General features: G+C 56.8%; 22 protein-coding genes and 1 tRNA gene. 16 read left to right on the top strand and 7 right to left on the bottom strand.

The window, feature by feature from the left end:
• Nucleotides 1-24: 24 nt before the first annotated feature.
• From AC07V8_RS08155 to AC07V8_RS08135, 5 genes are all read left to right on the top strand, one after another.
• Entirely contained in the window at nt 25-174 is a 150-nt protein-coding gene (locus AC07V8_RS08155; RefSeq protein ID WP_494680686.1) for a hypothetical protein, read from the top strand.
• Between the two features lie 333 nt (nt 175-507).
• Entirely contained in the window at nt 508-813 is a 306-nt protein-coding gene (locus AC07V8_RS08150) for a DUF4359 domain-containing protein (RefSeq protein ID WP_494680685.1), read from the top strand.
• Nucleotides 814-1,044: 231 nt separating this feature from the next.
• Nucleotides 1,045-1,605, top strand: coding sequence for a PAAR domain-containing protein (locus AC07V8_RS08145; RefSeq protein ID WP_494680684.1), 561 nt, complete (start codon nt 1,045-1,047; stop codon nt 1,603-1,605).
• Between the two features lie 41 nt (nt 1,606-1,646).
• Entirely contained in the window at nt 1,647-2,288 is a 642-nt protein-coding gene (locus tag AC07V8_RS08140; RefSeq protein WP_494680683.1) for a thioesterase domain-containing protein, read from the top strand.
• Nucleotides 2,288-2,542: a hypothetical protein gene (locus tag AC07V8_RS08135; RefSeq protein ID WP_494680682.1), complete on the top strand. Its 255-nt coding sequence runs from the start codon at nt 2,288-2,290 to the stop codon at nt 2,540-2,542. Before AC07V8_RS08140 ends, AC07V8_RS08135 begins: the two co-directional genes overlap by 1 nt.
• Before the next feature lie 444 nt (nt 2,543-2,986).
• Here AC07V8_RS08135 and AC07V8_RS08130 read toward each other — a convergent pair whose 3' ends face one another.
• Nucleotides 2,987-4,627, bottom strand: a complete 1,641-nt coding sequence (locus tag AC07V8_RS08130) for a P-loop ATPase, Sll1717 family (RefSeq protein ID WP_494680681.1) — start codon at nt 4,625-4,627, stop codon at nt 2,987-2,989.
• A gap of 319 nt (nt 4,628-4,946) precedes the next feature.
• Here AC07V8_RS08130 and AC07V8_RS08125 point away from each other — a divergent pair.
• The 6 genes from AC07V8_RS08125 to AC07V8_RS08100 all read left to right on the top strand — a co-directional run bounded on the left by AC07V8_RS08125 (nt 4,947) and on the right by AC07V8_RS08100 (nt 8,664).
• Nucleotides 4,947-5,020 (top strand) — tRNA-Gly (locus AC07V8_RS08125).
• 131 nt (nt 5,021-5,151) lie between these two features.
• Complete coding sequence (gene trmB, locus AC07V8_RS08120; RefSeq protein WP_494680680.1) at nt 5,152-5,859, top strand: tRNA (guanosine(46)-N7)-methyltransferase TrmB; 708 nt, start codon at nt 5,152-5,154, stop codon at nt 5,857-5,859.
• 26 nt (nt 5,860-5,885) lie between these two features.
• Nucleotides 5,886-6,443 (top strand): hypothetical protein, encoded by a 558-nt coding sequence (locus AC07V8_RS08115; RefSeq protein ID WP_494680679.1) that lies wholly within the window; start codon nt 5,886-5,888, stop codon nt 6,441-6,443.
• Nucleotides 6,444-6,519: 76 nt separating this feature from the next.
• Nucleotides 6,520-7,515 carry a thiamine-phosphate kinase gene (gene thiL, locus AC07V8_RS08110; RefSeq protein ID WP_494680678.1) on the top strand — a complete coding sequence of 332 codons (996 nt, stop codon included), beginning with the start codon at nt 6,520-6,522 and terminating at the stop codon, nt 7,513-7,515.
• Entirely contained in the window at nt 7,512-8,036 is a 525-nt protein-coding gene (locus AC07V8_RS08105; protein WP_494680677.1) for a phosphatidylglycerophosphatase A family protein, read from the top strand. The genes thiL and AC07V8_RS08105 overlap by 4 nt, the downstream gene beginning before the upstream one ends.
• 124 nt (nt 8,037-8,160) lie before the next feature.
• Nucleotides 8,161-8,664 (top strand): CinA family protein, encoded by a 504-nt coding sequence (locus AC07V8_RS08100; protein ID WP_494680676.1) that lies wholly within the window; start codon nt 8,161-8,163, stop codon nt 8,662-8,664.
• A gap of 12 nt (nt 8,665-8,676) precedes the next feature.
• Here the strand turns inward: AC07V8_RS08100 and pyrF are convergent, their stop codons facing one another.
• On the bottom strand, nt 8,677-9,504 hold the full coding sequence (pyrF, locus tag AC07V8_RS08095) for an orotidine-5'-phosphate decarboxylase (RefSeq protein WP_494680675.1): 828 nt from the start codon (nt 9,502-9,504) through the stop codon (nt 8,677-8,679).
• 173 nt (nt 9,505-9,677) lie between these two features.
• Here pyrF and AC07V8_RS08090 point away from each other — a divergent pair, with 173 nt between their 5' ends.
• From AC07V8_RS08090 to AC07V8_RS08080, 3 genes are read left to right on the top strand one after another with little or no spacing between them, the layout of a single operon-like run.
• The gene (locus tag AC07V8_RS08090; RefSeq protein ID WP_494680674.1) at nt 9,678-10,277 is read left to right on the top strand and encodes a LemA family protein; all 600 of its coding nucleotides are present in this window, start codon (nt 9,678-9,680) and stop codon (nt 10,275-10,277) included.
• Nucleotides 10,277-11,119 carry a TPM domain-containing protein gene (locus tag AC07V8_RS08085; RefSeq protein WP_494680673.1) on the top strand — a complete coding sequence of 281 codons (843 nt, stop codon included), beginning with the start codon at nt 10,277-10,279 and terminating at the stop codon, nt 11,117-11,119. The genes AC07V8_RS08090 and AC07V8_RS08085 overlap by 1 nt, the downstream gene beginning before the upstream one ends.
• Nucleotides 11,119-11,619: a TPM domain-containing protein gene (locus tag AC07V8_RS08080; RefSeq protein ID WP_494680672.1), complete on the top strand. Its 501-nt coding sequence runs from the start codon at nt 11,119-11,121 to the stop codon at nt 11,617-11,619. The genes AC07V8_RS08085 and AC07V8_RS08080 overlap by 1 nt, the downstream gene beginning before the upstream one ends.
• A gap of 84 nt (nt 11,620-11,703) precedes the next feature.
• Here AC07V8_RS08080 and dacB read toward each other — a convergent pair whose 3' ends face one another.
• Entirely contained in the window at nt 11,704-13,125 is a 1,422-nt protein-coding gene (gene dacB, locus AC07V8_RS08075; RefSeq protein ID WP_494680671.1) for a D-alanyl-D-alanine carboxypeptidase/D-alanyl-D-alanine endopeptidase, read from the bottom strand.
• Nucleotides 13,126-13,273: 148 nt separating this feature from the next.
• Nucleotides 13,274-13,456 carry a hypothetical protein gene (locus AC07V8_RS08070; protein ID WP_098494014.1) on the bottom strand — a complete coding sequence of 61 codons (183 nt, stop codon included), beginning with the start codon at nt 13,454-13,456 and terminating at the stop codon, nt 13,274-13,276.
• 690 nt (nt 13,457-14,146) lie between these two features.
• Here AC07V8_RS08070 and mgtA point away from each other — a divergent pair.
• Nucleotides 14,147-16,909 (top strand): magnesium-translocating P-type ATPase, encoded by a 2,763-nt coding sequence (gene mgtA, locus AC07V8_RS08065; RefSeq protein WP_494680670.1) that lies wholly within the window; start codon nt 14,147-14,149, stop codon nt 16,907-16,909.
• A 137-nt stretch (nt 16,910-17,046) separates the two neighbouring features.
• Here mgtA and AC07V8_RS08060 read toward each other — a convergent pair whose 3' ends face one another.
• From AC07V8_RS08060 to AC07V8_RS08050, 3 genes are all read right to left on the bottom strand, one after another.
• Nucleotides 17,047-17,697, bottom strand: a complete 651-nt coding sequence (locus AC07V8_RS08060) for a DUF1345 domain-containing protein (RefSeq protein WP_494680669.1) — start codon at nt 17,695-17,697, stop codon at nt 17,047-17,049.
• A gap of 128 nt (nt 17,698-17,825) precedes the next feature.
• Nucleotides 17,826-18,296, bottom strand: a complete 471-nt coding sequence (cynS, locus tag AC07V8_RS08055; protein ID WP_494680668.1) for a cyanase — start codon at nt 18,294-18,296, stop codon at nt 17,826-17,828.
• Between the two features lie 52 nt (nt 18,297-18,348).
• Nucleotides 18,349-19,011 (bottom strand): carbonic anhydrase, encoded by a 663-nt coding sequence (locus AC07V8_RS08050; RefSeq protein ID WP_211443527.1) that lies wholly within the window; start codon nt 19,009-19,011, stop codon nt 18,349-18,351.
• 113 nt (nt 19,012-19,124) lie between these two features.
• Here AC07V8_RS08050 and cynR point away from each other — a divergent pair, with 113 nt between their 5' ends.
• On the top strand, nt 19,125-20,015 hold the full coding sequence (gene cynR / locus AC07V8_RS08045; protein WP_494680667.1) for a transcriptional regulator CynR: 891 nt from the start codon (nt 19,125-19,127) through the stop codon (nt 20,013-20,015).
• Nucleotides 20,016-20,092: the final 77 nt, after the last annotated feature.

Raw genomic sequence — 20,092 nt, 5'->3', positions numbered from 1 at the left:
TATGGAGCAGCGCCAACGAAGTTAATGCCTGAGGCAAAAGACGCGGCTGCGAAGGGTGTGAAGAAACTACCGTCGGTATTGATCAGTCTCGCGGCGAAAATTCAGGAATTGCCGCTGCACCGCGAATATCTAGCCGAAGAACTGGTCGAGCAGTGGCAACAGGATGTGGGATAAACTGCATTCAGCCGTGCCGTAACTCGTGAACCAAACAGGAAGGATCTGCCAATGAAACACCTCATTACTCTAGGATGCTTAGCGGGTGCCGTAGTCATGTACATTCTTGGCTTAGAATCGGGGGCAGCAATTCTCTTTGCAATAGGTATTCTGTTCGATGTGGCATTTTGGAAGAGAGTATTAAATTTACGCAAAAAGCTAAATTCCATTCATCCCCAAAGATCGCAATAGCATGGAGTGGAAACAATTCGTTGCGTGGGTGATTGGCACATTAGTTTTGCCTTTCACTGCATACCCGTTAATCAATGAAGCGACGCCGGATAGGCGCGAAGAATGAAACTATCATCAACCATCGTCATGGTGTCGATTGTAGGGTTGTTGGCATTTACAAATCCTACGCTAGACAGCTACGAGCAGCACATTCATCAAATAATCAATCAGGAAGCCAATAAACGGGATGACTTTACTCAGGCATTGGGGACGTTATTTAGCGGGGTGGCAAGCAGTTTCATAGCTAACAGCACCGTGAGAAATAATTACATTCTGTTTAGCACTTACGACTCGGATCTGGGAAATCAACATCTAAAATTTGTGGGTATTCTTGGCAATTTCTTTCAGACATCGTCAACAAATCGTTGATTGTGTGCCATACATCGATTGGTCAATCGCACTCAGCGAGCTTCGCTCATCCTGTGATCTGGTTGAAGAGTTGGTCGAACAGTTGCAACCGGAAATTGGATAGTCGATATTTTCATATGGAAATATGATGCATGGGATGGCGATGTCAACGTCTGAATCCAAACTTATTTGCAAAATAATTAATCTTCTGCAAAGATAGCCCAATGGCAATTTCAGGGGGGGGGGCTATTCATGGTGATGCGAAAGATTGTCGTTGTTGGCGACAAGACGACAACAGACGGCGTGATTCAGCCAAACGCGAACTCGAGCTTTTCTTTAGGTGATGCCGGACACAAAGCGGCACTAATTGGGGGACAGGCGACGTGCCTAGCCTGTAAAAGCGTAGGAGTCATTACTAAGGCAGGCGGCCCGCGCCGCATGAATTTCATGGGCGAAGTCGCGCTGGAGAACGATATCGTCATTTGTAAGTGTCCTGTGCCTCCGAAGCTGATAGCCGGTCTGCACCAGACGATGATGTATGACGATCAAGCGGAATCACAAGGAACAGTTGCTCCGCCTGTGGGTGCAGGTGCAGCTGGTTTAGCTGCGAGTGAAGATCACGCAATGCAGTTCGACCAGCACTTCCAGCTCCACGATGAAAAAACCGGCGAGGTGCTGGCGAATCGACTCTACAAAATCCACTATTCAGGCGGAGTCGTTGAGGGCCGCTCGGATGCATCAGGCTTTACTAGAAAAATCATCGGCAACGAAGCCGAACAAGTGAAAATTGAAATCTTTGGGGAGGGTGCTTAATGCCTTTGCCGTTAGTACCTATCGTCGTGGTAACCGTCGCTATGACTCTGCGTAGCGATACCAAGCCCGTAAAAGTCTATATCAAAAAACCCAGAGGTACGTTGTATTGGGGTGGAGCTGGCCTAAATGGCCCGTACATCAATGACCAGATTCAGGCGTTGCAGAAAGTCGGAATTCAACACGTGTACCGTGGAGTTAATACGACCGGCAATGAAAAGACCGATGCGCTGTGGACGGCAACTACGCTGCGCTACCAAGACACAGATGAATGGACTATCGCCAGTGGGCTGGATAATCCAAGTGGGCAGTTTAATCTCATCGGATATTCCTACGGTTCGTTACTCGCCGCCCAGACCGCGAACTTCTACGCGAATCATGGACACGTAGTCGATCACCTCGTATTGATAGGCTGTCCGATTGATTCTGGATTCTTAAATTCGCTCATCACGAACAAGAATATAAAGAGCGTTATCAGAGTCAATCTGACGGATGCCGATGACCCGCTGTTCGCAGGAATGTCCGAGACTGAGTTGGTTTCTAGTGCCAAGACCTTAATGGACCAAGACGCCGCGTCAGGTACTACACGAGGAATCGGACATTTCTACTTTCGTCCAGACAGCAAAGAGGGCCGGGACCGCCGTGCGGCACTTGCGAAATACCTATACGACCAGGGGCTGAGATAATGGCTGCACTCAAATATTTGTTTTATATATTTCCCCTGTACATGGTCTACGTGCTTGCCACACACAGACGGCCTGATTGGGGATTTAGTTTTCTTTGGTTGCTGGAGGTGTTGGTTATTCAGGCTTTAGTTTCTGCTGTCATTTTTGGAGTCATGTGGCTGGCAAAGAATAACCAACTTGCCTCGTTCAGAAAGAACTGTATCTACGCTTTCATAGCATCAACCGCTGCTGTGCTACTGGCGTTTACGTTCTAATGCATCCCTTCATACTCACTACCCGCGAACGGTAGTGAGTCTGTGAAGATGGACTTCAATCGGGTACATAAAATCGATGAATCAGCAGGTTCTGGATGCCAATCCGGTGGCAGACGCTATCGAACGTATTCAGACCGGCAGAAAGCCTGCATCGTTTAAAACAAATCACGAGCAGGTCCGGCATGTAAAAGAGATCGTGGCAGAGAAGACCAACAACAATACATGTCCGAAATGCTGAAGTGAGTTGATCTTACGGACCGTCAAATCAGGCGTGAATGCAGGGCCTCAGTTCAAGGGACGCACGAAATTTCCTGCCTATCGTTACACAACAAACTAGGCGTTGGTTAGTGATTTCAAGGGGACAAGCAAAACCGCCAATAACCGCGTTGCAGTTCAGCGTGAATTCAATATTTTCATTCACGTCGTTTATTTTTCATTGCCAACTCAATCTACAGACTTGATACCTAGAGTTCTCCAGAAGGTAGGGTGCACGTAAGCGATAGAGTTTGGCTTTATTGACCCAATACTCGGTGCATCATTACTATGAAAAGACCAGAAGGTGCCACTGGTTGCATCTGGCTTTATTCCTACTAAACCAACGATATAAAAAATATTGAACACCATTTGCACAAATGAATGGAGCGTCCCTTTTCCATTCAAAACGAAATCACTTGCCGCCTCAAATACAGGATCGCTGCCATCTAAATTATGGCAAAAATCACTATAAAATAATTCCTCTACTAGGTCTTTTGACACAGCTCCCAGTTTAAACGTACGTGGCTTTTGCAAAAGTAATTTTGAATATCGAGTAAGGTTTGGATACGCCACGCCCCATTCCTCCTGAAGAGATATTAGACGTTTACTTGAGTACTCACCTTCCGAAACCGAAACAATCTGTGATGTAACAGCGTTTCGGTCTTCAGAGTGATCTAGACAAGCATTCACAAACAAAATGGCATCTCGTGGACGAAGAAACGTTCGCTCGACCAAATAATCGATGAATGTGATTTTTCCAATTTGTCGAGGAAAAAGTTCCTTTAATTTGATTTGACGCGTTGTGTAACGTTCACTGACCAACTTGCCGATGCGGCGATCCAATAGTTCTTCGATCTGCTGCCTGGACCAACGCAGCTTCAAATAAAGTGATTCATATTTTTCCTCCTGAAAGCCTGCATCTCGTGTTGCGGAAATTACGCGATTCAACAGGTCTAGACGAATGGAAATAACAATCTTGACGTACTTTATTTTCTGAAACGATCTTACTGTTTCAATCAACGCTCGAATCAACTTATATCGTAAAGATTCTTCAACCCAGTGCTCGTCCAGGCCATCAATAGTTATGTAGTAATTCTGTTGTGGATCATTGAAGATATCTTCGGATAGAAGACGAACCACATCGGCGAGTTCTTTAATTTGAATTTGATTGACGACCTTTCTGCCCCGCTGAACAACTTCTTGTTTCTGCTCCTCCGTCAATTTTTTCCCGCCAGCAGCATCGAATTTAACGCCGTTAAAGCCGGCACCAACAGATGCCTTTAAGTCGGTTTCAACTTTAGTCGTTAACTCTTTGACACGATATTCAGTTTCGTCCCAAAATTTCTCCCCCCATTCTCGAAGATATTTTATCGCCTGCTCTTTAGAGTGATCTCGTTTTACGGTCGAAAAAAGACTAGCAAGGAACGATTGCTTTTGATCTTCGTTGTGGATTTTGAATTTATATTTTAATAGTTCAACGGCAAGCACATGTTTCCATAGCAACTGATAAAACAGATCTAAATTTACTCCAGCAGATTCAAAGAAATTTAGAATATCCGAGTTAGCAATGTAGCCGAGCGATAAGTTCTGGGGAGGAAGCTCAATTACGTGTTCTTCAACTTCTTTAAGCTTTCGGACCAATGCACTTTTCCCTGCCCCAGTCCGCCCAACTATTATTCTCTTCGGATTTCCGCAGTCCCTTAAAACTTCGAGATCCCCCGTCTCAACGAAGCAATCTGACAAATAGTTATCATCCGATTCGGCATCGGCAGTGCCTACAGTGTCATTCCTACGAAATCTGAAAGGGAGGCCTGAATTTTGATCGCTCATTTTATATTTTCGTTTTATAGTTAATTAGATAAAATGCATGATGCGAATCGATTGTACCTGTTGAGCAGAACAATACAATATTGCTTTATTAAAATATTAATCCTCATTTGAGGTCGTCAAATGCCTTTTGTAGTTACTGGAGGCGTGACCTTTCAATGCGGTGGTTTTTCTCTCGGGCCCGACGATTGAATGGCAGAAGTGGGGGTAAATGGCGACCATGCGATCACACTCCGGATAAATCAGCCATCACATTCCCCACCCCCTCAAACATCTTTCAAGTTTGCAAACCCCGCCAAATCCCGCGTAAAATGCGCCTATCGCGGGTGTAGTTCAATGGTAGAACGAAAGCTTCCCAAGCTTTAGACGAGGGTTCGATCCCCTCTACCCGCTCCAGACCAGCGTTGGCACCCGCTATTTCAGGGTGCCATTTGTATTTTTGAGGCAGGTATTTGTCTGGCGTTACAATGGCCCTGTCCGCAAGGGCAATCCAGCGCTTGCTTCGCTCCACCTAAAGTCTAATTAGCATGTCAGAAAACAAATCCGGCAAACCCCTCTTCTATGATCCGACCGAACACCGGATCCGCAGTTTCGTTACGCGCGCCGGGCGCTTGTCGACGGCGCAGGCGCGTGCCATCGAGGAACTGGGGCCGCAATTCTGTGTCTCATATAACAAGGCTGAAGTCGATCTGGCGCAGGTTTTCGGGCGCACTGCGCCGACTATCCTGGAGATCGGTTTCGGCATGGGCGAGACCTCGGCCAAGATTGCGGCCGGCATGCCGGAAAAGAATTTCGTCGGCGTCGAGGTGCATACGCCGGGCGTCGGCAGCTTGCTGAAGCTGATCGGCGAGCAGCAGCTGAACAACCTGCGCCTGATCCAGCACGATGCGGTGGAAGTGCTGACCAACATGATTGCGCCTGGCTCGCTGGCCGGTGCGCATGTGTTCTTCCCGGATCCCTGGCACAAGGCGCGGCACAACAAGCGGCGCCTGATCCAGGGGCCGCTGGTGAGCTTGCTGGCATCTCGCATTGCGCCGGGCGGCTATCTGCATTGCGCCACCGACTGGCAGGAGTATGCTGAACAGATGCTGGAAGTATTGAGCGCCGAGCCGCTGCTGAAGAATACCGCGGAGACTTATGCGGAACGGCCGGAATATCGGCCTGTGACCAAGTTCGAGAATCGCGGCTTGCGGCTTGGGCATGGCGTCTGGGACCTGGTGTTCACGCGCGTTTGAGCTGAATTGTTAGAGGAAGCCGCAGTATGCTGATGATCCGATTTTTCCCCCGTATCGACAACCGGCTCGCCAGGCTTGCTGCCTCCGCGTCGCTGCTTGCCTTGTCTCATCTCTCTCCGGCGCAGGCAGGAGAGCAAGCAGCACCGCTGCCGCCTGGAACCGTGACGGTTGAAGACACCCGCTATCAGCCCGCCTCTCCCGGCGCGGCGACGCAATTGCCGACAGCATCCAGCAGGCCGTCAGCCGAAGGCATGGTCGAGGCCGCGAAACGCGATGCCGGCAAGATAGACCGTGAGCTGCGCAAGGATGCGCCGCCCAAGGAAAAGGCAGCCGCGGCCGCAACGCCGACCATGCAGCAGAAACTGGAAATGGGCCTTGCGCCTGCGGCCCCGCCGGAACCTCGCTCGCCGAAAGAAACCACCATGGAAGACATCACGCTGCCGAACGGCCAGCGGGTCACCAAGGTGACCGGACCGAACGGCACCTACTGCGTCACGCAAATCTCGGTGGGCAACACCAAGGGCGAAGACATCATGCAAAAGGGCGCCATTTCGCGCACCACCTCCTGCGGCGCGGGGTTTTGAAGCAAGCCGGCCAGTGCCGATACCCAATTTTGGCAAAATGCCCATGTAGCAGCCCGCCATTCGGTACAATCTGCCTATGTTGTCCGAATTCGACCTGATCTCCCGCTACTTTACTCGCACCGCGCGCAGCAATATCGAGCATATTGCCCTTGGCGTCGGCGACGACTGCGCCTTGCTGACCCCTACGGCCGGCATGCAGCTGGCCATTTCCACCGACATGCTGGTGGAAGGACGGCATTTTTTCCCTGATGCAGATGCTTTCGCGCTGGGCCATAAATGCCTGGCGGTGAACCTGTCCGACCTGGCGGCGATGGGCGCGCGGCCGCTGGCGTTTACGCTGGCGCTGGCGCTGCCCGCTGCGCGCGAGGAATGGCTGGCGCCGTTTTCCAGCGGCCTGCTGGCGCTGGCCGATGCCCATCATTGCGAATTGATCGGCGGCGACACCACCAAGGGGCCACTGAATATCTGCATCACCGTCTTCGGCGAAACCTTGCCGGGCCAGGCTTTGCGCCGCGATGCCGCGCAGGCGGGCGATGACATCTGGGTCTCCGGCACGCTGGGCGATGCGCGGCTGGCGCTAGCGGTCTACCGCCAGGAACTGGCCGGCCAGTTGAATCCTGACCTGCAACTCGGCAGCGAGAATTTCCTGCTGGCCGCCGCCCGCATGCATCAGCCCAGCCCGCGCGTTGCGCTGGGGCTGGCCTTGCGCGGGATCGCCCATGCCGCCATCGACATTTCCGATGGCCTGGCCGGCGATCTCGGACACATCCTCAAGCGCTCCGGCGTCGGCGCCACCCTGGCGGTCGACAGCCTGCCGGCCGGTCCCATACTGAACCAGCAGGCGCAAACCATCCGCCGCCATTTCACGCTGGCCGGCGGCGACGATTATGAACTGTGCTTTACCGCCGCCGCCAGCCAGCGCGATGCCGTACTGGCCGCGGCCCAGGCCAGCGCCACTGCGGTGACGCGCATCGGCTGCATCGATGCCGCCCCGGGCCTGCGCCTGCAAGACGCCAGCCTGGCGCCACTCAACCTGCAACTCAGCTCTTTCGACCACTTTCAGACCACATGACAACAGCGGACAGCAACCCTTCACAGCAACCGATCCGGCCAGGCCCGCGTTTCATGTTGTCGCATCCCGCCCACTTCATCGCCCAAGGTTTCGGCAGCGGACTGTCGCCCGTCATGCCCGGCACCTTCGGCACCTTGTTTGCCTGGCTCTCGTATGTGGTGATGACCACGCGCTGGCCGGAAATTTTCACGCCGCTCAACTGGCTGGTGATTATCGCCGCCGGCTTCGTGGTCGGCGTCTGGACTTGCCAGACCACCGGCCGCCATCTGCATGCGCCGGATCACGGCAGCATGGTGTGGGACGAGATCATCGCGTTCTGGCTGGTGCTGGTGCTGGTGACGCCGGCCAGCCTGTCGGCGCAGTTCGGCGCCTTCGTCGTGTTCCGTTTTTTCGACATGGTCAAGCCGCCGCCGATCGCCTATTTCGACCGCCATTTCAAGGGCGGCTTCGGCGTCATGTGGGATGACATCGTGGCAGCCTTCTACACCCTGCTGTTGCTGGCGGTATGGCGCTTGATTTAGCGTTTGATTTAGCACCTGATCTAGCGCCGGATTTAAGTGGGCGGCATGCTCCGGACGGATTGCATCTGCCTGCAACAAGTGGCAGTATGTGAGCACCGACCAGGCAGAATACAGGAGTTGCAACATGAACACCGCACTCGAAGACAGCACCGAACAAATCATTGATCTGGCAGCACAAGTCGGCCGCGCCCTGCAAGCCAAGGGCTGGTTCCTGTCCACCGCGGAATCCTGTACCGGCGGCGGCGTGTCGCAGGCGATCACGGAAATCGCCGGTTCTTCGGAATGGTTTGATTGCGGCTTCGTGACCTACTCGAACGCCTCCAAGACGGAATTGCTGGATATCCCGGAAGCCGAGATCGCCCAGCACGGCACGGTGAGCGAGGAAATCGCCGCCGCCATGGCTGAAGGCGCGCTGGCCAACAGCAATGCCGATGTCACTGTCTCCACCACCGGCATCGCCGGCCCCGGCGGCGCGGTTCCGGGCAAGCCGGTCGGCACGGTCTGCTTCGGCTGGTCAGTGGGTCATCACACTCACACCGAACGGCTGGTGTTTGCGGGCGATCGCCGCGCAGTGCGTGAACAGACCGTGATCCATGCACTGCAGGGCTTGCTGCGCTTCCTGAAATAATTCCAAGGCGCCTCAGGCGCGATACTGATTGATGGCGTCGCGGGTTTCCAGCGCTACGCGCTTGGCTGCCTGCGCGAAATCCTCGCCCGCCGCCAGGTCTGGCTTGGCGTACAGGATGGCGCGCGATGAATTGATCATCATGCCCATGCCGTTCGCCGTCTTGCCGGCATGCACGGTCGCCTGGATATCGCCGCCCTGGGCGCCGACGCCCGGCACCAGCAGCGGCATGTCGCCGATGATGCTGCGCACCTGCGCCAGCTCCTGCGGGAAGGTCGCTCCCACCACCAGGCCGCACTGGCCGTTGGTGTTCCACTTCTCCGCCACTAGGCGGGCAACGTGCTGGTACAGCGGCACGCCGTCCACCGTCAGGAACTGCAGGTCGGAACCGCCGGCGTTGGAAGTGCGGCACAGCACGATGGCGCCGCGGTCTTTCCATTCCAGGTAGGGCGCGACCGAATCGAAGCCCATGTATGGGCTGACCGTCACGGCATCGGCGCCGTAGCGCTCGAAGGCTTCACGCGCATATTGCTCTGCGGTAGCGCCGATGTCGCCGCGCTTGGCGTCCATCACGATCGGGATATCGGGATGGTTTTCACGCAAGTAGGCGCAGATCGCTTCCAGCTGGTCTTCGGCGCGCATGGCCGAGAAATAGGCGATTTGCGGCTTGAAAGCGCAGGCGGTAGCGGCGGTAGCGTCTATAATTTCCTTGCAGAAAGTGTAGATCGCGTCCGGCTGATGCTGCAAATGTGCGGGGAATTTGGCAATATCGGGGTCCAGGCCTACGCACAGCAAGGAATTGTTGGTGCGCCAGGCGGCGGATAGTTTTTCTATAAAAGTCACGATCAGGCCTCAATAATGCTAACCCCGCATTGTAAATCCAAAAACCCCGGGATTAACTGGCAAACAAGCCGATATGCAAGCAAATTGCTGTCTTTCTCCGCTATTTAACACTTGAGCAGCCTGCGATAGTTTGCTAACGTGCATTCCATTGTTTCTTTTATCAGGGATATCCAATGAAAACTTTCTTCAAATGGCTGGCAATTGCCGTCTTCGCCTCCTTCCTCAGCGCTTGCGGCTATAACGATTTCCAAACCAAGGATGAAGCCGTGAAAGCCGCCTGGGGCGAAGTCGTCAACCAGTATCAGGGCCGCGCCGACCTGGTGCCGAAGATCGCACAGATCGTGAAAGCCTACGCCACCCATGAAGAAGCCACCTTTGAGGCCGTGACCAAAGCCCGCTCCGCGGCGACCAGCTTCCAGATCACGCCGGAAGTGCTGAACGATCCGGCCGCGTTCGAGAAATTCCAGCAAGTACAGGGTCAGCTGTCGTCGGCCTTGTCGCGCTTGATGGCAGTCTCTGAAAATTATCCGCAGCTGAAGGCCGACGGCCTGTACCGCGATGCGCAATCACAGCTGGAAGGCATCGAGAACCGCATCAAGGTAGCGCGCAACCGCTACATCGTCGCCGTGCAGGATTACAACGTGCTGGCGCGCAGCTTCCCGACCAACCTGACTGCCATGGCGATGAGCTACAAGGTCAAGCCATCTTTCACGGTGGATAACGAAAAAGCGATTTCGACTTCGCCCGATGTCGATTTCGGCGGCAAAAAATAATGTCGCGTAGCGTAACCCGCGCACCGGCGGCATGGCTGGCGCTGCTGAGCCTGCTGGCGATGCTGGCGCTGCCTGCAGCCGCGCAGACCATGGCGACGCAGGTGGCGGTGCCGCCGCTGCAGTCGCATGTCACCGACCTGGTCGGCATGCTGCAGCCGGACCAGCGCGCCACGCTCGACAATACCCTGAGCGAATACGAAACCCGCACCGGTAGCCAGATTGCCATCCTGTTGCTCAGCAAGACCGAGCCGGAAGGCATAGAAGACTATGCAGTGCGCGTCGCCGACGCCTGGAAGCTTGGCCGCAAGGGTATCGACGACGGCGTCATCCTGCTGGTGGCCAAGGACAATCCCAAGGCTTTGCGGCGCATGATGATACTCACCGGACGCGGCGTCCAGGGCACCCTGACCGACGCCCAGTCCAAGCGCGTGCTGCAGGAAATCATCGCACCGTATTTTTCCAAGGGCGATTTCTATGGCGGCCTGACGGCAGGCATCTCAGCCATCATGCCGCTGCTGGACCAGGAAAACTTTGCGCCTCCGAGCCGTAAGCCCACACAGGCGCAAGAGCCCTCCTCTGACCTGCTGGGCGCCCTGGCGCCGCTGCTGTTCTTCGGCTTCATCATCCTGATCACCATCATTTCCCGCTCCCGCGGCGGCAGCGCCGGTTCCGGCCGCGCGCTCAACAGCAATGTCTGGGGCAACGCCGCCGGCGTCATCATCGGCAGCATCCTGAGCCAGGGTGGACGCGGCGGCGGTGGCGGGGGGTTCGGTGGCGGTGGCGGCGGCTTTTCCGGCGGCGGTGGCGGCTTTGACGGCGGCGGCGCCTCGGGGGATTGGTAATGGGAACTCTACAACGACTCTGGCGTCACCTGACGACCACGCAAGGCAGCGCGCGGCGCGCCTTTCCCGCGGCAACGCTGAAAGCCATCCAGCACAAGATCGCCGAAGGCGAAGTCACGCACCGGGCGGAAGTGAAAATGATCGTGGAAGGCTCGCTCAGCCTGCCGGCCGTGCTCAACGGCATGACCTCACGCAATCGCGCGCATGAGCTGTTCGCGCACTATCGCATCTGGAACACCGAAGAAAACGTCGGCGTCCTGCTGTACGTGAACCTGGCCGACCACAAGGTCGAGATCATCGTCGACCGCGCGGTAGGCCGCGCCATCAAGAGCGAGGAATGGCAAGCCGTGTGCAAGACCATGACCAAGGAGTTCGCCAGCGGCGCCTTCCATGACAGCACCCTGGCGGCGCTGGAACAAATGAACGGCTACCTGACCCAGCATTTCCCGGACCAGGGCCGGAAAAAGAACGAGCTGTCAGACAAGCCGATCGTCCTGTAATTACGTCAATTAAATCGACTCTGACCCCAATTAAATAATTGGGGTCAGAGTCGATTTATCTCCGGCGATGTTCAGCCGCGCATTTCAACCATTTTCATATACCCACTGCAGCAAACCGTCTTGCGCTGCCTGCCCTCTGGGCGCGTTGGGGTGGTTGATCAGGCACACCACCGCATAGTATTTCCCCGATGTCGCCAGGACATAGCCGGCGATTGCGCGGACGTCGTTCAGGGTGCCGGTCTTGACGTGGGCCTGGCCGGCGACGCTCTGGTCTTTCAGGCGCTTGCGCATGGTGCCGTCGTAGCCTGCCAGCGGCATCGACGAGACGAATTCCGGCATGGTGGGCGACTGGAATGCCGAGGTCATCATGCGGCCCATGGTCTTGGCGGAGATCCGTTCGTTGCGCGACAGCCCGGAACCGTTTTCGATCACCAGGCCGCTGGCGTCTATGCCTTTGCCGGCCAGCCAGCTCTGGATGGCGCGGGCGCCGCGCTCGGGGGTGGCCGGGACTTTCAGGATATCCGAGGCGATCGTCAGCAGCACTTGCCGCGCCATGACGTTATTGCTGTACTTGTTGATGTCGCGTATCACTTCCGGCAAGGTGACCGAGTTCCATTCCGTGACCAGGCGGGCGTCGGGCGGCGTGACGCCGTTCTTGACGCTGCCGCTGAAAGTGCCGCCGAGATCGCTCCACATCTGCCGGAACACCACGCCGAAGTATTGCGTGGCGTTCATCTTGTAGGGATTCACGTACCAGGTTTTTTCGCCGCAGGAGGCCGGCAGCACGCCGTTGAAGCTGGCGCCATCGGCGTCGACCGCCGCTTGCAGCTTGCCTTGCCAGTCATCGCAGCTGCCCTGCCCCAGGCGCGGCGGCTTGACCTGGTAGCCGCTCATGGGCGGATCGAGCACGACATTGACCAGGCGCTTGTCGGCATCCGGCACGAACTGGAAGGTCAGCGTCTTGTAGTTCAGCAGCAAGGCATCCGGGCCGACGTTGTACGGCTTCATCGGATCGCCGTCGAACTCGGAAGGATCGTAGGCATTCTCATCGAATGTGCTGCGGTCCAGCACGATATTGCCGCGGATATCGCGGATACCCTTGGCGCGGATCTGGCGCAGGAACAGCCAGAAGTTTTCCAGCACCAGCTTGGGGTCGCCATTGCCTTTGAAAATCAGATCGCCCTGCAATACATTGCCTGCCTGGCTGCCGTCAGCGTACGCCTGGGTCTTCCAGCGATAGGCCGGCCCCAGCAGCTCCAGCGCGGCGTCGGTAGTGACCAGTTTCATGGTCGAGGCGGGATTGAAGGGCGTGGCGGCATTCGACGAAGCCAGCACCTTGCCGCTGCCGTCGACTTCCTGCACATACACGCCAACGCTCTGGGCCGGAATGCCGGCCAGCTGCAAAGCTTTGCTAAACGATGCGGGAACGGACGATTCTTGCGCCTGAACATTGACCAGCAGGAAAGAGGAAGAAAGCAGGAGACTTAGCGCGAAGATTTTTTTCAAGTGAGCACCGGCGAAAAAAGAAAGATTGCGAGGGATTATCCCACGCGTTCACGCGATGCAAAGCTTGGCGTTGTGGCAAATTTGAAAATAAAAGAAATACCGCGAGACGCCAGGGTCTCGCCAGCTGCGGCAGCAATGCCCCTGGCTTTTACAACAGTGCAGGTATGGCTTCCAGGATGATCAGCGCCAGCAAGGCGCCGCAAACGGCGCCGATGGCGCGCAGGCTGCCACGTGCAAGTTTCGACGCCACCGGCACTTCTCCGCACAAGATGATCCCGGCAATTGCCATCGGCACGAAGAACAGCAGGTTATCCATAATCAGTCTGATCATGATCGTCTCCTTGGTTTACTTGTAATTTCAGTATAGGTTTTGCATGCCTGAAAGCAAGGAGGAATAAAAAAATGACAACGATCAACATATTCAAAAAAGACAACAAAAATAAGTACAACAAAGCCTCTGCTGTCCTGCACAATTTTCTTGACCACCATCAACTGCGCGGCTACTATCCACCAGTCTAAATTTTATGGAGCCCCTTTAATGGGCACTTGTTCGAGTGACAGTTGTTGCCAGACCCGTTCTGGCATCGCCTCGGCAAGATAACGCAGGATTCCCCTGCCGTCATCTCGCCAGCGGCGGATGATGGCATCCCCAGTGCACGGAGCATCTTTCCGGCACGCAGTATTCCACCACCTGATCTTGTTATGCAAAGTTACGCAGCCGATTTATAGCGGCTGCATGCTTGGCTAATCCCGTGTTCCGCGTCCGCGCGCCGGGTAATCGAATGTAGCGTCCGTCTCCGGGCTCTTGATATTGTCATCAAGATGTCACCGATCGAATTTACAGTCTGTGCCGCGCTGAGCGCTTTTTGCCTTTTGCAGAGAACTTGTCATCCATATGGATAGCAAGTCGTTAATACAAGGTTAAATGCGACAAAGTTAAAGGCGATAAAGCTAAAAGCGCCCAGCCAGCCTCCTCTGATCGACGACAGCCGACCGCACTGCATGAAAAAAGAAGAATTCCATGAATCTGAATATTCTCAAAGATACATTCGTTAGCTTTGTCCGCACGCATGGCATGGATCGCCATTTCCGCCGGCTGGCTCCGGACATGTTCCGCAGCACCCCGGTCAACAAGGAAGTGCCGCCTACGCTGGCGGATGCGCTGTCGACCGCTGCCAGCATCGACGTCAGCGAACTGTTCCAGAAACTGCACAGCCGCGCCGATGGCTTGACCGACGCCGAAGCCGATGACATCCGCGTCAGTGCCGGTCCGAATGAAGTCGAGCATGAAAAGCCGATCTCGAAATGGTCCCACTTGTGGCAATGCTACAAAAATCCCTTCAATCTGCTGCTGACGGTGCTGGCCGGCGTTTCGTATCTGACTGAGGACATGAAGGCCACCATCGTCATCGGTTCGATGGTAGTGCTGTCGACCCTGATGCGCTTCATCCAGGAGTCGCGCTCCAACACCGCAGCCGACAAGCTCAAGGCGATGGTCAGCAATACTGCTACGGTACTGCGCCATGACCTGGCCGAAGACATTGCGGAAGAAGCCTTGCGCTACTTCGATGTCACCTTGCACCCCAAGGGCGCGCGCCGCATCGAACTGCCGATCAAGAAGCTGGTGCCGGGCGATATCGTCCAGCTGTCCGCCGGCGACATGATCCCGGCCGACCTGCGCTTGCTGACTGCCAAGGATTTGTTTATCAGCCAGGCGGCCATGACCGGTGAGTCGCTGCCGGTAGAGAAATTCGTGGTCCATCGCGGCCTCGACACCAGCAATCCGCTGGAACTGGACAACCTGTGCTTCATGGGCACCAACGTGGTCAGCGGATCCGCCACCGCCATTGTCGTCACGACAGGCAACCGTACCTATTTCGGCGCCCTGGCCGAGCGTGTCACCGCCTCCGACCGCACGCCGACCGCGTTCCAGTCCGGCGTCAACAAGGTCAGCTGGCTGCTGATCCGTTTCATGATGGTGATGACACCAGTGGTGTTCCTGCTGAACGGCTACACCAAGGGCGACTGGGTCGAAGCCTTCCTGTTCGCCATGTCGATCGCGGTCGGCCTGACGCCGGAAATGCTGCCGATGATCGTTACCTCGACCCTGGCCAAGGGCGCGGTTGCGCTATCGCGCAAGAAGGTGATCGTCAAGCGCCTGGATGCGATCCAGAACTTCGGCGCCATGGACGTACTGTGCACCGACAAGACCGGCACCCTGACCCAGGACAAGATTTTCCTGGAGCGCCATACCGACATCCTCGGCGAACAGGACGACCTGGTGCTGGAATATGCCTACCTCAACAGCCACTACCAGACCGGCCTGAAAAACCTGCTGGACGTCGCCGTGCTGGAACACGCCGAACTGCAGCGCGAGATGGCGCTGGCCTCGGCCTACCGCAAGGTCGATGAAATCCCGTTCGATTTCCAGCGCCGCCGCATGTCGGTGGTGGTCAGCGAACGCGACGATCACCACGAATTGATTTGCAAGGGCGCGGTCGAAGAAATCGTCTCCGTCTGTACCCACGCACGCCATAACGGCCAGGTGGTGCCGTTCACCAAGGAACTGCTGCAGGAAATCTACGACACCACTTCGAGCCTGAACGCCGAAGGCCTGCGCGTGGTGGCAGTGGCCGCCAAAGACCTGCCGCCGACCAAGGAAGTGTACGGCGTGGCCGATGAATGCGACCTGGTGCTGATTGGCTATATCGCCTTCCTCGACCCGCCGAAGGAATCAACCAAGCCGGCGCTGGACGCCCTCAAGGAACACGGCATCACGGTCAAGATCCTGACCGGCGACAACGAACTGGTCACCGCCAAGATCTGCCGCCAGGTCGGCCTCGCCGTGGATGGCATGCTGCTCGGTTCCCACGTCGAGAAAATGAGCGATGCCGAACTCGCGGTCGCGGTCGACACCACCACGGTATTCGCCAAGCTCAGCCCGACCCACAAGGAGCGCATCGTGCGCATCCTGCATGACAAGGGTCACGTGGTCGGTTTCATGGGCGACGGCATCAACGATGCGCCGGCCCTGCGCGCCGCCGACATCGGCATCTCGGTCGACACCGCAGTCGATATCGCCAAGGAAGCAGCCGACATCATCCTGCTGGAAAAGAGCCTGATGGTGCTGGAAGAAGGCGTGCTGGAAGGCCGCAAGACCTTCGCCAACATGCTGAAGTACATCAAGATGACGGCCAGCTCCAACTTCGGCAACGTGTTCTCGGTGCTAGTGGCGAGCGCCTTCCTGCCGTTCCTGCCGATGCTGCCTTTGCACCTGCTGGTGCAGAACCTGCTGTACGACATTTCGCAGATCACTATCCCGTTCGATAACGTCGACAAGGAATTCCTGGAAAAGCCGCAGCGCTGGAATGCCGCCGAGATCGGCCGCTTCATGGTGTTCTTCGGCCCGATCAGCTCGATTTTCGACATCACCACCTTTGCCCTGATGTGGTACATCTTCGGCGCCAATACGCCGGAGCACCAGACCCTGTTCCAGTCCGGCTGGTTCATCGAAGGCTTGCTGTCGCAGACGCTGATCGTGCACATGATCCGTACCCGCAAGATTCCATTCTTCCAGAGCCGCGCTTCCTGGGCGCTGATGAGCATGACCATCATCATCATGCTGGTCGGCATCCTGCTGCCGATGTCGCCGCTGGCCCACTACTTCAAGCTGCAGGCGCTGCCGCTGACCTACTTCCCGTGGCTGGTGCTTATCCTGGTGGCTTATGCCGTGCTGACGCAGGCCATGAAGGGCTGGTACGCAAGGCGCTACGGCTGGCAATAAAAAGCCGCCGCAGTCCTGCGGATGGAGACGACAATATTCATCTCCATCCACAAAACAAAAAGCCAATCGCAGAAACGATTGGCTTTTTTGTTTTCGGCGGCGGCAAACGTCGCCGCCTGCCGCCGTGCTCCGTTGAGCTATCCCACCAGCCCCGCCGCGATATTGATCGACAAGCCGAGAATCGCCGAATTGAACAGGAAGGTCAGCACCGATTGCAGCAAGACGATCTTGCGCATGGAGCGCGTCATGACGCTGACGTCAGAGGTTTGCACCGCGACCGCCATGGTGAACGAGAAATACAGGAAATCCCAGTAGTTCGGATTCTTTTCCTCATCCGGGAAACGCAGCGGCGGCGTCTCCTCATCGGCCGCATAAAACAGCCGCGCATAGTGCAAGGTAAAGATGGTGCCGACCAGGAACCACGAACCCAGCACCGTCATGCCGGTAAACAGATAGCGGATCTCTTTCGGACCCGGCAGGAAATCCTTGGCCTGCGTCAGGCCGAACACCACTGCGGCAATGCTGGAGACGGCGGCGATGCAAATCAGGATCAGGATCATGGTGTCATTCTCATCCTCGATCTCCGCCCTTTTCCTGACCAGCTCGCAACTGGCGCGGGCCATCATCCACCACAGCGTCAGCAGATAAGTCCAGACTCCGGCATTCCAGCCGATCAGGGCGCGGGTAATCGCCGAATTCTGCGGCACCACGGCCCAGACGATCAAACCCACCGCGATGCCGATGATCAGACGCGGATGAGTACGAAAAACCAGATTATTGAACCACATGACGCTGCTTCCTTTGCTCGGCTTGTAAATAAGCGCACTTTACCAGAGCCGGCTGAAGGGAGGTATTCCTGGCCGCAACCGGCCCAGGATCAGCCTGGCGCGATGCAATTCAGGCCGCAACGCCGGTCCTAGTAAGGCTTGTTCGGCAGGAACTTGCCATCCAGGGTAATCACCGCGCGCGAACCGCCATCCGGATCTTCCACCCGCTTCAGGTCCAGCTTGAAGTTGATGGCGCTGATGATGCCGTCGCCCAGTTCTTCGTGCACCAGCATCTTCAAGGTGGTGCCATAGATTTGCAGCATTTCGTAGAAGCGGTAGATGGTCGGATCGGTAGGGATGCCGCCCGGGATGCTGCCGCGCAGAGGAATCATTTGCAGCTCTGCCGCCGCTTCCGGCTCGAAGCCGAGGCGCCGGCAAACCACTTCCGCGGCAGCCTTCGGCAGGGCATGCTGTCCCAGCAGCGCGGCCGTGACATAGGCCACGCTCAGGCCGGTGCCGTCGGCCAGCTGTTTCCAGGACAGGTCCTTCAGCGCCTTGGCGGCGATGACGCGGGAAGTGAGGGCGACGCGGTTGTCTTGATATACGTTTGCTTGTTGCATGATGTTTCCTTTTCAGTGAAAGAACGGGTGAAGAACTGACTGTGGTTAAACCTTAAGCGGCCAGGGCGCTACGCTTGGCTTGCGTAGCAACGGTTTGGGGAAATTCGGCGAGCGAGACGAACTGATTGCTGGCGCCATCCAGCGCCACGATCGTGCCGGTTTCAATGTCGTACACCCAGCCATGCAGGTTCAGGCTGCCTTGTTCCAGCGCCAGCGCAACGGAAGGATGGGTCTTGATGTTCACCAGCTGGGCGATGACGTTTTCACGCACCATCGCGCTTAGCCGAGCCGCCGGCGAAGCATGGGTACGGGCCGCATTCACTACCTTGGCCGAGTCGGCATGGCGCAGCCAGCCGGCCACTGCGGGCAGATGATCCAGGCATTTGCAGCTGGAGATGGCCGTCATGGCGCCGCAATCCGAATGCCCGCAGACCACGATGTCGCTCACGCCCAGCACCGCGACCGCGTATTCGACCGTGGCGGTGACGCCGCCCGGCGCCGAACTGTAGGAAGGCACGATATTGCCGGCATTGCGGATCACGAAGATGTCGCCCGGATCCTGCTGAGTCAGCAGCTCCGGCACGACGCGGCTGTCGGAACAGGTGATGAACAATGCGCTCGGATTTTGGGTAGTGGCCAGTTCCTTGAACAGGCCGGACAAGCCCGGGAACGTGTGTTTCTGGAATTTCAAGACCCCATCGACGATGGACTTCATGGCGCTTCTCCTTGTAGGTGTTGAAGTAATGGCGCCATGATGAAGGCATTCAGCTATTAGGTCTAAGACCGATATACAATCATCGTCATAAGAACCGCCTATAGTTATCAAACATGCTATTACGCCACATACGCTACCTGCTCGCCGTCGTCGAACAGGGCAACTTCACCAGGGCGGCGGAAGCTTTATACGTTTCCCAGCCTACCTTGTCGCAGCAGATCCGCCAGCTGGAAGAAACACTGGGGGTACAGCTGCTGGACCGCAGCGGCAGAGTGGTGCGCGCCACCGATGCCGGCGAAGCCTATGTCGCCTACGCGCGGCGGGCGCTGCGCGAGCTGGAAGCCGGCCAGCGGGCGATCCACGATGTGCGCGACCTGGCGCGCGGCACGCTGCGGCTGGCCATGACGCCCAGCCTGACATCCTATCTGGCGGGACCGCTGATCGCCCGCTTCAACGCCAGCTATCCCGGCATCACGCTGCAGGTGATTGAAAAAACGCTGGATGCGATCGAAGCGGCGCTGGCTGCGGACCAGGTCGACCTGGGACTCGCCTTCAGCCAGGTGCGCTCCCTGGAAATCAGCAGCCGGCCCCTGTTCGTGGAAAAGCTGTGCGTGGTGGTCGGCCTGGCACATCCGCTGGCGCAGCGCCCCGCCGCCACGGCGCTGGCCGCCAGCGAGCTGGGACAGCAATCGCTGGCGCTGCTCAGCAGCGATTTCGCCACCCGCGCCTTTGTCGACGCCTATCTGCAGCAGCAGGGCATCTCGCCCAGGATCGCGATCGAAGCCAATACCATCAGCGCGATCGTGGAAATCGTCCGCCGCGGCGGCGTCGCCACCATCCTGCCGGATGCGATTGCGCGCGAACATCCGGGACTGAAGGAAATCCAGCTGAGCCCTGCCCTGCCGCATCGCACCGTCTCGCTGCTTTGGCGCAAGGACAGCTATCAAAGCGCTGCCGCCAAGGCTTTCGCCGAACTCGCCGGCAGCCTGGCTGCCGCCGGATGAAACCGGCAACTGCCTGAGCAGCAAGCAATCAAAAATACATGGCAATAAAAAACGCCCTTGCGGGCGTTTTCAGGATC

The organism is Collimonas sp. GW821-FHT02H07 (assembly GCF_059421505.1).
Note: the sequence above shows the minus strand (reverse complement) of the source record. Positions and strands in the feature narration are given on the sequence as shown.